General features: G+C 66.9%; 11 protein-coding genes. 2 read left to right on the forward strand and 9 right to left on the reverse strand.

Translation table 11 applies throughout. From position 1 onward, the window contains the following. Positions 1-224 precede the first annotated feature (224 nt). Positions 225-1,412, forward strand: a complete 1,188-nt coding sequence (locus BBTA_RS03185) for an ABC transporter substrate-binding protein (protein WP_012041001.1) — start codon at positions 225-227, stop codon at positions 1,410-1,412. Between the two features lie 57 nt (positions 1,413-1,469). Here BBTA_RS03185 and BBTA_RS03190 read toward each other — a convergent pair whose 3' ends face one another. From BBTA_RS03190 to BBTA_RS03205, 4 genes are read right to left on the reverse strand one after another with little or no spacing between them, the layout of a single operon-like run. Further along, positions 1,470-1,862 (reverse strand): MAPEG family protein, encoded by a 393-nt coding sequence (locus BBTA_RS03190; protein ID WP_012041002.1) that lies wholly within the window; start codon positions 1,860-1,862, stop codon positions 1,470-1,472. A gap of 24 nt (positions 1,863-1,886) precedes the next feature. Further along, on the reverse strand, positions 1,887-2,969 hold the full coding sequence (locus tag BBTA_RS03195; protein WP_012041003.1) for a lipocalin-like domain-containing protein: 1,083 nt from the start codon (positions 2,967-2,969) through the stop codon (positions 1,887-1,889). After that, entirely contained in the window at positions 2,959-5,421 is a 2,463-nt protein-coding gene (locus BBTA_RS03200) for an ABC transporter permease (RefSeq protein ID WP_012041004.1), read from the reverse strand. Before BBTA_RS03200 ends, BBTA_RS03195 begins: the two co-directional genes overlap by 11 nt. Further along, positions 5,418-6,071 (reverse strand): ABC transporter ATP-binding protein, encoded by a 654-nt coding sequence (locus BBTA_RS03205; protein WP_041750290.1) that lies wholly within the window; start codon positions 6,069-6,071, stop codon positions 5,418-5,420. The genes BBTA_RS03200 and BBTA_RS03205 overlap by 4 nt, the downstream gene beginning before the upstream one ends. A gap of 264 nt (positions 6,072-6,335) precedes the next feature. Here BBTA_RS03205 and BBTA_RS03210 point away from each other — a divergent pair, with 264 nt between their 5' ends. Further along, entirely contained in the window at positions 6,336-7,646 is a 1,311-nt protein-coding gene (locus tag BBTA_RS03210) for an MFS transporter (protein ID WP_012041006.1), read from the forward strand. Positions 7,647-7,943: 297 nt separating this feature from the next. Here the strand turns inward: BBTA_RS03210 and BBTA_RS03215 are convergent, their stop codons facing one another. The 5 genes from BBTA_RS03215 to BBTA_RS03235 form a co-directional block, all read right to left on the reverse strand. Next, complete coding sequence (locus BBTA_RS03215; protein WP_012041007.1) at positions 7,944-9,662, reverse strand: amidohydrolase family protein; 1,719 nt, start codon at positions 9,660-9,662, stop codon at positions 7,944-7,946. A 147-nt stretch (positions 9,663-9,809) separates the two neighbouring features. After that, the gene (locus BBTA_RS03220; protein WP_012041008.1) at positions 9,810-11,033 is read right to left on the reverse strand and encodes an MFS transporter; all 1,224 of its coding nucleotides are present in this window, start codon (positions 11,031-11,033) and stop codon (positions 9,810-9,812) included. 442 nt (positions 11,034-11,475) lie between these two features. Beyond that, entirely contained in the window at positions 11,476-12,513 is a 1,038-nt protein-coding gene (locus BBTA_RS03225) for an MBL fold metallo-hydrolase (protein ID WP_012041009.1), read from the reverse strand. Positions 12,514-12,615: 102 nt separating this feature from the next. Continuing rightward, on the reverse strand, positions 12,616-14,367 hold the full coding sequence (gene soxB, locus BBTA_RS03230) for a thiosulfohydrolase SoxB (protein WP_012041010.1): 1,752 nt from the start codon (positions 14,365-14,367) through the stop codon (positions 12,616-12,618). Between the two features lie 10 nt (positions 14,368-14,377). Then, the gene (locus tag BBTA_RS03235) at positions 14,378-14,680 is read right to left on the reverse strand and encodes a hypothetical protein (RefSeq protein WP_041750291.1); all 303 of its coding nucleotides are present in this window, start codon (positions 14,678-14,680) and stop codon (positions 14,378-14,380) included. Positions 14,681-14,704: the final 24 nt, after the last annotated feature.

Genomic DNA, 14,704 nt, shown 5'->3' on the forward strand with positions numbered 1-14,704 from the left:
CGCCTCACGCCCTCAGGCTGTCTCCTGCCGCATGCACCATCCCGCAGGACGGCCGCTTATTGCTTGGACGTGACTGTAGCGGAGGAGCCGGGAGCCCTCAACACGCCTTTCATTCCATTGGCTGAGGCGGGAAGGGATGGGCGCAGCCGGGGTTCTGGCATAACATGACGGCGCATTCCAAAACGAATGACTTCTCAAGACCAAAAAACTCCGGGAGAGACGATATGAAATCGAGCTTGCTGGCTTTTGCTGCGGTTGGCGCGCTGATGGTGGCGGCGCCGGCCTCGGCCCAGGTCAAGATCGGCATTCTCAACGATCAGTCCGGCGTCTACGCCGATTACGGCGGCAAATATTCCGTCGAGGCCGCCAAGATGGCGATCGAGGATTTCGGCGGCGAGGTGCTGGGGCAGAAGGTCGAGCTGGTCACCGCCGACCACCAGAACAAGCCGGATCTTGCCTCGTCGATCGCGCGGCGCTGGTACGACACCGAGGGGGTCGACATGATCACCGAGCTGACGACCTCCTCGGTCGCGCTCGCGATCCAGGACCTGTCGAAGGAGAAGAAGAAGATCGACATCGTGGTGGGCGCTGCGACCTCGCGCATCACGGGCGATGCCTGCACGCCCTATGGCTTCCATTGGGCCTATGACACCCGCGCGCTCGCGGTCGGCACCGGTGGTGCACTGGTCGAATCCGGTGGCGATAGCTGGTTCTTCATGACCGCAGATTACGCCTTCGGCTATGCACTGGAAAAGGACACCAGCGACATCGTGACGTCGAAGGGCGGCAAGGTGCTGGGCTCGGTGCGCATCCCGCTGAACTCGTCGGACTTCTCGTCCTTCCTGCTGCAGGCGCAGAGCTCGAAGGCCAAGATCATCGGGCTCGCCAATGCCGGCCTCGACACCACCAACTCGATCAAGCAGGCCGCCGAGTTCGGCATCGTGAAGGGTGGCCAGAAGCTGGCCGGCCTGCTGATGACCTTGTCGGAGGTGCACGGCCTCGGGCTCGAGGCGGCGCAGGGGCTGGTGCTGACCGAGGGCTTCTATTGGGATCACGACGACAAGGCCCGCGCCTTCAGCGAGCGGTTCATGAAGCGCACCGGCCGGATGCCGAGCATGATCCACGCCGGCACCTATTCGGCGACCTTGTCCTATCTGAAGGCCGTGAAGGCTGCGGGCACCAAGGACTCCGACGCGGTGGCTGCAAAGCTGAAAGAACTGCCGGTCGACGATGCGTTCGCGCAGGGCAAGGTGCTTGCCAACGGCCGCATGGTCCACGACATGTATCTGTTCGAGGTCAAGAAGCCGTCGGAATCGAAGAAGCCGTGGGACTACTACAAGCAGCTCGCCACGGTGCCCGGCGACAAGGCGTTCTTCTCCGCCAAGGACAGCGGCTGCCCGCTGACGAAGTAAGCCGCCTCGCCCCGCTGCCGTCCCGGCGAATGTCGGGACGGCAGCCATGTGTGGCAATCAGCCCTGCAGCATCCGCCAGACGATGGCGATCAGCGCGCCCACCAGGAGCGCCAAGGCGGCGAGCGCCTGCACGCCGAAGCCGGTGCCGCGCTTCTCCGCGGCCTTGGCGTAGGAAGTCATGTACATCGCGCGGCCGACGATCCAGGCCAGGCCGAGCAGCGCCGCGATCGCGTCGCTGACATAGATCGCGAACAGCCACAGCGCCGGCAGGAAGATCGGCAGCCATTCCAGCGTGTTCATGTGGATGCGGAAGACGCGCTCGAACTCGGCATTGCCGGTCGTGGCCGGCGCCTTGATGCCGAACTTGCCGCGGGCCTGCCCGACCAGGATCGACATGTAGAAGTACAGCAGCAGCGCGAGCACGGTGACGATCGCGGTGAAGTGGTACATGCTTGTTTCCCCCGTTAAGCCTTCTCAATATCCGGTCAGCTCGAGATAGCCCACCCCGCTGTGGCTGCCCCTGAAGCTGATCGGCCCCTCCCAATACGGAACGCGCGTGCCCATCCAGGCCTTCGGATTGAGCGGGGCGGTGTCGATCGCAATGCCGAGCGCCGCAATCTCGACGCGCCAGCCGACCGGCAGTTTGCGCTCGCCGATCGCGACCGTCTCCGTCGACCTCATCGCGATGCCGTCGGGACCGAGCTGACGCGCGGCGCCGTCGGCGGTGATCCAGGTGCCCGACGTGTAGTCGCCGTTTCCCTGCCGCATCCGGTACAGCATCAACTTCTCGCCGCCCGCAAAATGCAGCGCGAACCAGTCCCAGCCGCTCTGGTCGGACGCCAACGGCTGGCTGCTCCATTCGCGGTCGAGCCAGGCCATCCCTGTGACCTCGACCGGCGTGTCGTCGAAGATGATGCGGCCGCGCGCGCGATAGAAGGGTTGGCTGTAATAGTAGGACGCCTGGCCGCGCTCGGATTTGCGGCTGTAGCCGTCGATGCCCTGCAGCACCACCGGACGGTCCGCCTCCAGATGCAGCGCATAGGAGAAGTCGGCCGCACTCGCCGTCATGTCGAGGGGGGCCAGCGTCTGATCATCAGTTGCGCCGGTGCCGCGCAGCTGCCAGTCGTCGATCCAGGCCTGGAACGGCTTGCCCTCGACGCCGGCCTGGCCGATGCCGCCGCGCGCGAATTTCTCGGTCGAGCGGTGGCTGTCGGCGCGCGTCACCGCCGCATGCGCCATCCAGAGCTGCTGATTGTCGAAGCCTTCGGCCTGCGGCCCGGGCCGCGCCGCTGAGCGGAACAGCGTCCATTGCAGGCCGTAGGCCCTGCCGCCGGCGTCGCTGAGATTGGCGGTGACGTACCACCATTCGATGCGGAAATCGTCATGGGGAGCGTGGTCGGCGGGGAAGCTGAAGGCCTTGCCCGGCCTGACCGGCGTAAAGCCGTCCGCGCTATCGCTCAGACCCGCAAAGCCCTGTGCCCGCGCAAGGCGCGGCAGCGCCAGCAGGCCGAGCCCGCCGATCAGGTGGCGTCGCGTCAAGGTGGCTCTAGCGCTCAATGGTGAAGGTCCTGACCAGTTGGGCCGGCTGCATCCGCGCCAGCCGCAGCACCGGCAGCAGCGAGGCGATCAGAGCCGCGACCAGCGTGACGATCAACAGCCGGATCAGCTGCAGCGGAAACACGTCGAATGGCAGCCGCCAGCCGAACGCCTTCACATTGACGATGGCGATCAGGCACCATGCCACCATAAGCCCGAGCGGCAGCGCCAGCAGCGCGGTGAGGCCGGCGAGCGACAGCGTCTTCAGCAGTTCCACCTCGGCCAGGCGCCGGCGCGTCAGCCCGATCGCCCAGAGCGGCGCGAGCTGTGGCAGCCGCGAGTTGGCGAGGGTCAGCAGGCTGGTCAGCAGCGCGATCGCAGCGACGCCGAGCGTGAAGGTGTTGAGCGCGCCGGTCACCGCAAAGGTGCGGTTGAAGATCTGCTTCGATTCCTGCTTCACGGTGGCCTGATCGACGACGTTGCGGCCATCGAGGCCGAACCTGTCGGTCAGCGCCGCGATCAGCCCCGGCACGTCGGCCGGCGCCGCACGCACCGCCATGCGGGTGATCGGCGTCGCCGGGAAGCGCCGCGTGAGCGCGGCGACGTTCACCGTGACCTGTCCCTTCGGATTGCCATAATCAGCATAGATGCCCGCGACGTTGATGCGCCAATCGCCGGTCGGCGCGGGAATGTCGATCCAGTCGCCGATCGCGAGATGCAGCCGACGCGCAAGCTGCTCGCTGACGAAGCCGCCGTCGCCGCGCACCAGCTGTTTCCAGGCGTCGCTGCCGGCCTGCAGCAGCGGCCAATGCTCACGGTAGGTGTCGTGATCGGGCAGGCCGAGCACGTCGATCGGGGCGCCGGCGAGCTGGATCTCGGCGCGGCCGCCCGGCAGCACCGCCCGCACCTCGGGCCGCGTGCGCAGCCAGGCCTGGATGTCGCGCGCCTGCGCTTCGTCGGCCGCGCTGATATAGACGTCGGCCGCGAGCCGGCCATCGAGCCAGACCAGGAAGGTGCGGCTGAAGGTCTCCACCATGGTGGCCACGCCGACATTGACGGCGAGCGCCAGCAGCAGCGCCATCAGCGCCAGCGACAGGCCCGAAATCTGCTGGCGGCTGTCGGCCCAGAACCATTGCGCCAGTGCGGCGCGTGCGCCGCGCTCGCCGAGCCGCAGCACGATCTCCAGGATCGCCGGCAGCAGCAGAGCGGCGCCGAGCATCAGCGCCGCGAGCACGCCGAAGCCGGCCAGCAATGACTGACCGAGCCACAGCAGCAGGCCGGCAGCCACGAAGAAGGCGAGCGCCGCGGCGCTCTGCAGCTTGAGCCAGCGCCGCTGCGCCTCCTGCCAGGCATAGGGTTGCGCGGTCGACAGGATCGGCAGCCGCATCGCCTTGATCAGGCTTGTCGTTGCGGCGGCGAGCGCGCCGACGACGCTGATCGCGAGGCCGGCCACCCACCATTCCGGCCGCAAGCTGAGTTCGCCGGGCACCTGCGCGCCATAGAGACCGCGCAGCGACGCGGCGACATTCGGCAGCAGCGCCGCGGCGATGATGTAGCCGCACACCAGGCCGACAAGACCTGCGACGAGCGCGAAGGCGACGAGCTCGCCGATCAGCACGCTGTTGAGCTGCCGGGCCGAGACGCCGCAGGCGCGCAAGGTGCGCAGCACCGGCAGCCGCTGCTCGAAGGCGAGGCCGATCGCGGAGTTGACGATGAAGAGACCGACCACGAAGGACAGCAGCCCGAAGGCGGTGAGGTTGAGGTGGAAGCTGTCGGTCAGCCGTTCCAGATCGGTCTCGGCCTCGGGCTGCACCAGTTGCAGCCGGCCGCCTGCGAAGCTCTTCAGCGGCTCCCGCTTGCCCGGTGTTTGACCGACGAGGAGCCGGGAGATCTGGCCCTGTTTGCCGAGCAGCCGCTGCGCGTCGCCGATGTCGACGACGAGCACGCCGGGCGCGAGCTGCTGCTGCGCCATCAGCGGCGGCAGCAGGGCGTCGTTGCTCAGCCGCGGCGCCGTGCCCTCCTTCAGTCCGAGATCCGCCAGCGTCTCCGGCGAGATCAGGGTGCGATGCGGCGGCGTCAGAAACGCCTCGAGCTCGCTGCGTCCGACCCTCGGCGCGGCGCCGACCTCGCGGGGAATGCTGAACGGCTCGATCCCGAGCAATCGGATGGAATGTCCATCGAGCTGCACGCGGCCTTCGACGACCGGCGACACCGGCCAGCCGGCGCGGCGCAACTCGGCGAACACGCTCTGCGGCAGCATCTTGCCGTCGCTTGCGACCAGCATCGGCGTGCGCGCGCCGCCGAAGATCGCTGCCGCCCGGTCATAGGAATTGCGCGCCTGCTGGTTCAACGCCTGCACACCGCTCCACAGCGCCGTCGCCGAGATTAATCCGATCAGCAGCGTCGCGAGCTGCATTGGATGCCGGCGCCAATGACTGAGCAGCACGGCAAGAATCCACAATGCGCGTCTCATGCGACGCGTCCGGCATGCAGGTGAACCTGGCGGTCGAGCATCGCCGCCAGCCGTGCGCTATGCGTCACCATCAGGAAGCCGCAGCCGGTGCGCGCGACGAGGTCGCGCGTCAGCGCCATCACCTCGTCGGCGGTGTCCTCGTCGAGATTGCCGGTCGGCTCATCCGCGAGCAGCAGGCTGGGCCTGACCGCCAGCGCGCGGCCGATCGCGACGCGCTGCTGCTGGCCGCCCGACAATTGCTCCGGATAACGCTTGAGCAATGGCTTGAGCCCGAGCCGCTCGACCAGCTCGGTGTGCCAGGCGGGATCGTGGCGTCCGGCGAGCCGGGCCTGAAAGTTGAGATTGTCTGCCACCGACAGGCTCGGCACCAGATTGAACTGCTGGAACACGAGGCCGAGCCGTTCGCGTCGGATCGCTGCGCGCGCCGCGTCGTCCAGCGTGCCGATCGAGGCGCCTTCGAGCAGGATGTCGCCGCCATCGGCGGCGTCGAGCCCGGCGATCAGATGCAGCAGCGTGCTCTTGCCGGAGCCGGATTCCCCCGTCAGCGCCACGCGCTCGCCCGCGGCGACCGTGAGGTCGACGCCGCGCAGGACTTTGACCGGCTCGCCGCCGGATCGATAGGACTTGGTAAGATGACGGATGTTGAGCACGAGCCTGATCGCGGTTGTTGCGTCACAACATAACAAGGGCCAACGCGAACATCATCCGCTCGTTCTTGGCAACGCCCATGATGTGATGGCAGCTCGCTCGTGACCAGGTTGCGCAAGTTCCCCTGCGCAGCCCCAGAGGGATGATTCTTGCGTTGCAGCAACAACTTAGCTCGCGAGCTGGTTGCTTGTGGCGCCGCTTCGTGGGTAGCATCGGCAAAACGCCCGAACAACAGGGGCGGATCATAACAATGACGGGGAAGAAACATGGCCGCGCCGACGACGCTTCAAGGCACATCCCGTACGAGACCGGCAGCGACGCCGAAGGGAGCCTGGAAGGTCACCTTCCTGCTGTTCCTGTTCATGCTGGTGAATTTCGCCGACAAGATCGTGGTCGGCCTCGCTGGCGTGCCGATCATGACCGAGCTCAACCTCTCAGCCGAGCAGTTCGGACTGCTGGGCTCCTCCTTCTTCTTTCTGTTTTCGATCTCGGCCATCGTCGTCGGTTTCATCGTCAACAAGGTGCCGACGCGCTGGGTCCTGCTGGTGCTGGCGCTGGTCTGGGCGGTGGCGCAGTTTCCGATGGTCGGCAGCGTCGGCTTCACCACGCTCCTGATCTGCCGAATCATTCTCGGCGCCGGCGAGGGGCCCGCGGCCTCGGTGGCCGTCCACGCGATCTACAAATGGTTTCCCGACGAGAAGCGGGCGATGCCGACCGCGATCCTGTCGCAGGGCTCCGCCTTCGGCGTCATTCTCGCAGTGCCCGCGCTGAACTTCGTGATCGTGAATTATGGCTGGCATTACGCCTTCGGAGCACTCGGCATCGTCGGACTGATGTGGAGCGCCGCATGGCTGTGGCTCGGCCAGGAAGGGCCGCTGGCTGAGATCGAACTTGCCGGATTGCGCGAGCAGCGCGTGCCCTATCTGCAGCTCCTGACGTCGCGCACCTTCGTCGGCTGCGTCGCCGCGACCTTCGGCGCCTATTGGGCGCTGTCGCTCGGGCTCACCTGGTTCACGCCGTTCCTGGTCAAGGGGCTCGGTTTCTCGCAGCAGCAGGCCGGCTTCATCTCGATCCTGCCCTGGGTGTTCGGTGCGTGCGTGGTGATGACCACGGGCTGGCTGTCGCAGCGGCTGATGGCGCGGGGCGTCTCGACGCGCATGGCCCGCGGGGTGCTCGGGGCGACGCCGTTGATCTTCGGCGGCATGCTGATGGCGGCGATGCCGCATGTCGACGGCGCCACCACGCGGATCGCGCTGCTCGTCGTCGGCTCGGGGCTGTGCGGGTCGATCTATGTCGTCTGCGCGCCGATGATCGGTGAGTTCACGCCGGTGTCCCAGCGCGGCGCCGTCATCGCCATCTATGGCGCGCTCTACACGCTCGCCGGCATCATCGCGCCGGTGGTGATGGGCAAGATGATCCAGGCCTCGGGCAGTCTGCTCGACGGCTACATGTCCGGCTTCACCATCAACGCCGTGATCATGGTGATCGCCGGCCTCACCGGGCTTGCGCTGCTCTGGCCGAACACCGAGCGCGCGCGCCTGCAGGCGCATCAGGCTGTCGCGCCGGAATTCGCCTGAGCCGTAGCTGGGCGGGGCGCGACAGATGAGTATCGTGGAGCTGCGGGCGAGAGGCTGCCAACCACGTTCTCGGCGTCGTGCCGGACAAGCGCGCGCGACGCGCGCGCAGATCCGGGATCCATAACATCAGGGAGTTGTTCGAGTCACGGTCGCCGACCATTTGCGTCCCAGCCAGATCCGCTGTGGTGTAGAGGGCCGGGGCGGCATCCGCCAACGCTTTCGCGTTGCCGGACTTGCCCGGAATGACATCGAATGTGAGACGCGCATCTTGGCGATGCGGCGGGAGGTTGCCTCCCTCTATTGCACGCCGCTGCGCGCGCCCTTGACCAGCCGCCCCGGCCTCGCACCGGTGGCTTCGCCGTGCCGGCGCGTCACCACCCCCGAGACGATCGTCGCGTCATAACCGTCGACCTCCTGCATCAGCCGCCGGCCGCCGACCGGCAGGTCGTAATGGACCTTGGGCGGATGCAGATGCAGCCGGCCGTAGTCGATGACGTTCACATCCGCCTTGTAGCCGGGGGCAATCAGGCCGCGATCGTCGAGACCGACCGAGAGCGCGGTCTTGCGCGACTGCGCCGCGACGACGAAGGGAATTGAGAGCTTGTCACCGCGCTTGCGGTCGCGCGTCCAGTGCGTCAGCAGATAGGTCGGGAAGCTCGCATCGCAGATGATGCCGCAATGCGCGCCGCCATCGCTGAGGCCGGGCACGCTGCGCGGATCGCGCAGCATCTCATAGGTGGCGTCGAGATTGCCGTCGGAATAGTTCAGGAACGGGACGTAGAGCATGCCGCGCCCCTGGTCTGACAGCATCGCGTTGTAAGCCAGCTCCTCCGGCCGGCAGCCGCGCGCACGGGCCCGGGCGCCGAGCGACTGTTCCGGCGGCTGTTCATAATCCGGCGGATCGCCGAGCAGATACATTTTGTCGTAGTTCGGCCTGAAGAACAGCGGATCGTCGGTCGCGCGGGCCTGTTCGCTCAGGATCGCTGCGCGCAGCTGCGGATCGCGCATCCGCGCGACACGCTCGGCCAGCGGCAGATGCGCGATCGCCTGATAGCTCGGATGGGTCTGCAGCGGGTTGCGCGACAGCTCCAGCCCAAGCAGCAGGCCAACAGGGCGCGCGGCGATCTGTGCCGTCACCGACAGGCCGCGCGCGGCCGCGCTGTTGATCTCGGCCAGGGTCTGCCTCCAGCGCTGCGGCGCGCGGTCGTTCTGCGTCACCGAGAACGAGATCGGGCATCTCGTTTTGTCCGCGATGCGCAGCATCATCGGCAGGTCTTCATGAATAGTGGAGATGTCCAACACGAATTGCAGCACGCTGCGCCCGGCGCTCTGCATCGCCTCGGCGATCGTCGTCAGCTCGTCCTCGCCGGCTATCAAGGTCGGCGTGTAGTCGCCGGTCGATGTCCGGTGGTTGAGGGTACGTGAGGTCGAGAAGCCGAGCGCGCCGGCCTTGACTGCATCGCGCGCCAGCACGGCCATCGCGCGGTTGTCGTCGGCCGTGGCAGGATCGCGTCGCGCGCCGCGCTCGCCCATCACATAGACGCGCAACGCTGCATGCGGCAGCTGGGCGCCGATGTCGAGATCGAATTCGCGTCTGCCGAGCCACGCCATGTAGTCCGGGAAGCTTTCCCATTCCCAGGGAATGCCGGCCTCGAGCACCGGCTCGGGAATGTCCTCGACCCCTTCCATCAGCTGGATCAGCCGCTGGTGATCGGCCGGCCGGCATGGCGCGAAGCCGACGCCGCAATTGCCCATGATCGCCGTGGTGACGCCGTTCTGCGACGATGGCGAGATGTCGTGGCTCCACGTCACTTGGCCGTCGTAATGGGTGTGAACGTCGACGAAGCCGGGCGTCACGAGCTTGCCGCGTGCGTCGATCTCCTCGCGGCCGGACGCTTGGATCTTGCCGACTTCGACGATGAGGCCGTTCGCGATTGCGACATCGGCCTCATGGAGCTCGCCGCCCGAGCCGTCGGCGATGGTTCCGCCGCGGATCACGAGATCTGGCTGCGTCATGGCGTGTCTTCCCCGGATCGTGTTGTTTTGGGGATATCATCGGCGGACGAGAGATGATGTCAACATGCGCGAGCGGACGGCAGCATTGCGAGATGACGCTGACGCGCGAGCCAGCATCCGTTGCGTTCATGCCCGTCGCAGCGAGACTTAAGCCTTCGCCTTCTTTGGCTCGGTGAAGAACGCGAGCACGATGGTCAGCAGCATGAACACGACCGAGGTGCCGAACACCCAGCGCGGCGCGTTCATGTCCATGATCCAGCCGAACAGCAACGGGCTGACGACGCCGGCGAAATTGAAGCCGGTGGAGACGATGCCGAAGGCGCGGCCGGCCGCGCCTGCAGGCGCCGCATTGCGCACCAGCATGTCGCGGGATGGTGCGATGACGCCGCTCATGAAGCCTGCGACCAGCATGATCGCGATCAGCAATGCAGCGGGCAGGCTCACGAAGGTGATGATCAGCACCAGCACCGCATTGATCGCATAGGCGACGGCCGCGACAAGGTTGTGATGACGGATGCGATCGGCGAGCTGGCCGCCGGCGAGCACGCCGATGGCGCTGGCGCCGAGGAACGCGGTCAACGCGATGTTGGCGGTCGAGAACGAGATGCCGTAGCCGTTCATGAAGGCCACGACGCCGAAGCTGGAAATGCCGGCGTTGGACAGGCTGAGCAGCATGAAGAACACGGTCAGCAGCATCAGCATCGGCGTCAGCAGGCTGGGCTGTTTGGCCCGGGTGCCGTCGGCCTTGGTGTGATGCGGATGCGGCGGCACCTCCGGCACATTGCCGGCGAGCAGCAGCAGCGCTGCCAGCGGACCGACCAGGCCGGCCGCGATCAGCGCGCCGGAGCCGCCGACCGTGGTGACCAGGGCCGCCATGATCGCGGGCGCGACGGCGCCGCCGAGATAGCCGGCGAAGGTGTGCACGCCGAAGGCGCGGCCCATCCGGCTCTCCTCCATGTGCGCCGACAGCAGCGCGTAGTCGGAGGGATGATAGACGGCATTGGCGAGGCCCAGCAGCACGGCCGAGGCGACGAGGCTGGCATAGGTCAGGTAGATCCCCAGCAACGCGAGCGACAGGCCGCCGAGCGTCAGGCCGAGCAGCAGGATCCGGCGCGCGCCTGCGCGGTCGACGAGATAGCCGACCGGGGCCTGGGTCAGCGCGGAGACGACGGCGAACACCGTGAGCGGAAAGCCGAGCTCGACATAGCCGACGCCGAGCCTCTCCTTTAGGTAGGGAAACAGCATCGGCAGCACCAGCATGTGCAGGTGGCTGACCCAGTGCGCGAGCGAGATCAGCGCCAGCGTGCGCAGCGAGGAGGCGGCCCGGACCGGAGCACCGGTATGTTGCGATGCGGCGAGAACGTCAGCCATGGTCGATCCGTTTGGCTCCCGGCGTCAGCGATGGAACTGGAGGGCGCGTTGCCGGCAGATCGCCAAGAGACCGCCGAGAAACCGCCAAGGCCCCTCGCAAAGGGCGCGCGACACAACGACACACTATCGGATTGCGGTTCATTGTCCATGAACGCGGGCGCATGGCACCTGCGCGGCTGGCTGGCGTTCGCGACAATCGCCAAGCGATCCGCGCCGTTGCAGCGTCCTGAGTGGCAGGCCCATCGCCCCTCCCGACAGAGGTTCATCCCCACCGGCGGATATCTGTGGCACGACAGGCTCAACATGCAGCGTGCCACAAGACAGATCACGCGGTATGGGCCTCCGGTCTGCGCCCGCCGACGCTTCGCGTCATCGGACTTGCCCGGGACGACAGCGCAATGTGCGGTGCCGTCGGGGGGACAGTCCAGAGTTCATTGACCGCTTACTGCTCGACCGGTCCGCCAGCCTTCCTCCACGCATCGAGCCCGCCCTCGATATGCGCGGTGTTGGTAAGCCCCGCCGCTTGCGCGCTCTGCACCGCCATCGCCGAGCGCTCGCCATAGGCGCAGAAGAACATGATGCGGCGGCCGGTGGCGGCGGCGACCTCGCGCAGCATGCCGCCGGGCTTCAGACTGTCCTCGATCGCGGGATAGGGCGCATGCAGCGCACCCGCGAGGGTGCCGTGCCTGGCGCGCTCCGATGCCTCGCGCAAATCGACCAGCAGCACGTCGGGGCGTCCCAGGCATGCGATCGCCTCGCGCGCCGACAGCGCCAGGCCCTGTTTGGCAAGCTCGTCCTGGTGCAGGCCGACCCGCATATTGGCGGGAACCGCGACGTCCATCATCTTCGGATTGGGAAGGTTCAGCCCGGCCATCAGCGCCACGTAGTCGTCGACGGAGCGCACCTGCAGGCGCGGATTGTAGCGACGCTCCTCGCCGATGGTGGAGACGGTATCGCCCTTGTAGTCGTGCGCGGGATAGACCAGCGTGTCGTCCGGCAGGCGCAGCAGCTTGTTGAAGATCGACTCATATTGCTGGCGCGCATCGCCGTTCTGGAAATCGGTGCGGCCGGTGCCGCGGATCAGCAGCGTGTCGCCGGTGAAGACGCGGTCGCCCATCAGGAAGCTGTAGGAATCGTCGGTGTGGCCCGGCGTGTAGATCACCGCGAGGCTGATGCCCTCGATCGCGATCCTGTCGCCTTCGGCCACGCGCATCGCCACCACATCGGCCTTGGTCTGCTCGCCCATGATGGTGACGCAATGGGTGCGGTCGCGCAACGCGCCGAGGCCGGTGACGTGGTCGGCATGCAGATGCGTGTCGACCGCCTTGACCAGGCGCAGATCGAGCTCGCGCAGCAACTGGCAATAGCGATCGACCTTCTCCAGCACGGGATCAATGATCAGCGCCTCGCCGCCGCTGCGGCTGGCGAGGATGTAGCTGTAGGTGCCGGAGACGCTGTCGAACAATTGGCGGAAGATCATGACGCATCCTCCGATTCGGATTATGCGGCCGATTACAGCACGCTGTGCGCCGCGCCACCAACATCCTTCGATGACGCGCTCCGCGTTGCGGCGCAGCGCGCCTCAGGACGGCGCTGCAAAACCGGGATTGCCGTCCACGCCGGACAGCGTGACGGTGCTTGTTCCCGCCGAGGTCAGGCCGACGCTGCGCAGATGCGTCGCGACGACCTCCCATACCGGCTTGCCGTCCTGCGCCGTCATCGACGCCCAGCCGGCAATCTTGTAGGTCTTGCCCGGCTCCAGCGCCCGGCCATTGGCGAGCGTGAGGTCCGAGATGCGCCGGCCGATCGCCTCGGCGGGTGCGCAGCGGTAGGACAGGCCTTCGAGCCGCACCATGTCGCCGCCCTGCTGCAGATACGGGTCGGCGTTGAACAGGTTGTCGCAGACGTCTTCCAGCACGTCCTTGATCTGCGCGCCGGTCAGCCGCTGCACATAGGTCTCGGGATAGCTGATCGCCGTCTGCGCCAGCACGTCTTCCAGCATGATGGATTGGCCGGCGATCAACGTCGTGCCCCAGCGGAACCCGGGCGACAGCGCGATCTCCGCATCGAGCTGGCTGCGCAACGCCTCGCAGATCATGTCGTCGGTCGGGCCCTCGAAATTGCCGCGTCGATAGAGCAAGCGGTCCGAGGTCGCGAGCTTCTCGCTCCAGGCGGCGACCTGCGGCTGCTGGGTCTGGTCGATCAGCGCCTGCATGGCAGGGTCGGGCTTCAGCAACTCCGAATAGACCGGCAGCAGCCGGTAGCGCGCATCGGCGACGCGGCCCTTGCCGACGTCGAGATCGAGCACCGCGAGGAATTTGCCGTTCGAGCCGGCATTGGTGACCAAGGTCGTGCCCTTGGCGTTGCTGACCGCGACCGGCTGCGGCACGGCATCATGGGTGTGGCCGCCGAGAATCACGTCGATGCCGGTGACCCGGCCTGCCAGCTTGAGGTCGACATCCATGCCGTTATGCGACAGCAGGATCACGGCATCGACCTTGTCGGCGCCGCGCAATCCGTCGACCAGTTTCTGCAACTCCTCCTCGCGGATGCCGAAGGTCCAGTCCGGCGTGAAGCGGCGCGGATGCGCGACCGGCACGTAGGGGAAGGCCTGTCCGATGACGGCGATGCGCGCGCCGCCGATCTCCTTGATCATGGACGCTTTGAAGACGCGTCCCGATCCCGGATCGAACGCCTTGGCGTCGTTGAACGCCGCCTCCTCGGTCAGGAACACGTTCTGCGCCAGGAACTCGCCCTTGAAGCGCGCGAGGTTGGCGCGCAGCGCCTCCTCGCCATAGGTGAACTCCCAATGTCCGGTCATCGCGTCGATGCCGAGCAGGTTGGCCGCGCTCACCATGTCGGCGCCGTGCATCGCGTTGGCGAGCCCGCTGCCCTGCCAGAGGTCGCCGCCATCGAGCAGCAGCGCGCGCCGGTCGCCGACATCGGCGCGGAGCTTGTCGATCAAGGTCTTCAGATGCGCGAAGCCGCCCATGCGGCCGAACCGGCCGGAATATTTCTCGAACTCGAACGAGGTGAAGGCATAGGCCTCGGCGCTGTCGGGCCGGATGCCATAGCGTTCGAGAAAGGCGCGCTCGACCAGATGCGGCGGCCGTCCCCACATCTCGCCGATGCCGATATTGACGCTGGGCTCGCGGAAATACACCGGCTTGAGCTGCGCATGCGTGTCGGTCATGTGCAGGATGCGCGCATTGCCGAACTTTTCGACGTCGTAGAGGCTGACGGTCTCGGCGGCGCGGACGCTGCGCAGCAGCGCCGGCGCGGCCAGCGCAGCGGCACCCGACACTCTAAGAAAATCACGGCGCCGCATCGTCATGGCCAGCGTCCTAGCGGATCTCCATGTCCTTCCAGCGCTGCTTTTCGCTGGTGGCCTGGACGATCGAGGCCTTGGCGAGCGCCTCCGCCTCCTGTGCAGCCTTGACGGCCTGATCGAAATTGCCGGCATCCGCCGCCTTCTTGGCAGCGGTGAGGGCGGCCTGGGTCACTGTCCATTGGTTGCGCAGACGTCCGGCTTCCTTGTTGGCGCTCTCGGCCGCCGCGACAGCCGTGAGATAGTCGGCTTCCGACGCGGCCCGCGCGGAGCCGGCGCCGACCGCGACCACCATCAAGGCGAAGACGATCTTTTTCATGACGTGTGGAGTCATGGCAGCTTT

Origin of the sequence: Bradyrhizobium sp. BTAi1 (assembly GCF_000015165.1) — a bacterium.
In the GTDB taxonomy this organism is placed as follows: Bacteria; Pseudomonadota; Alphaproteobacteria; order Rhizobiales; family Xanthobacteraceae; genus Bradyrhizobium; species Bradyrhizobium denitrificans.

Excerpts from the sequence above, each read along its gene's own strand:
- BBTA_RS03185 (WP_012041001.1), top strand. The coding sequence starts at position 225 with ATGAAATCGAGCTTGCTGGCTTTTGCTGCGGTTGGCGCGCTGATGGTG.
- BBTA_RS03190 (WP_012041002.1), bottom strand. The coding sequence starts at position 1,862 with ATGTACCACTTCACCGCGATCGTCACCGTGCTCGCGCTGCTGCTGTAC.
- BBTA_RS03200 (WP_012041004.1), bottom strand. The coding sequence starts at position 5,421 with ATGAGACGCGCATTGTGGATTCTTGCCGTGCTGCTCAGTCATTGGCGC.
- BBTA_RS03210 (WP_012041006.1), top strand. The coding sequence starts at position 6,336 with ATGGCCGCGCCGACGACGCTTCAAGGCACATCCCGTACGAGACCGGCA.
- BBTA_RS03215 (WP_012041007.1), bottom strand. The coding sequence starts at position 9,662 with ATGACGCAGCCAGATCTCGTGATCCGCGGCGGAACCATCGCCGACGGC.
- BBTA_RS03220 (WP_012041008.1), bottom strand. The coding sequence starts at position 11,033 with ATGGCTGACGTTCTCGCCGCATCGCAACATACCGGTGCTCCGGTCCGG.
- BBTA_RS03225 (WP_012041009.1), bottom strand. The coding sequence starts at position 12,513 with ATGATCTTCCGCCAATTGTTCGACAGCGTCTCCGGCACCTACAGCTAC.
- soxB (WP_012041010.1), bottom strand. The coding sequence starts at position 14,367 with ATGACGATGCGGCGCCGTGATTTTCTTAGAGTGTCGGGTGCCGCTGCG.
- BBTA_RS03235 (WP_041750291.1), bottom strand. The coding sequence starts at position 14,680 with ATGAAAAAGATCGTCTTCGCCTTGATGGTGGTCGCGGTCGGCGCCGGC.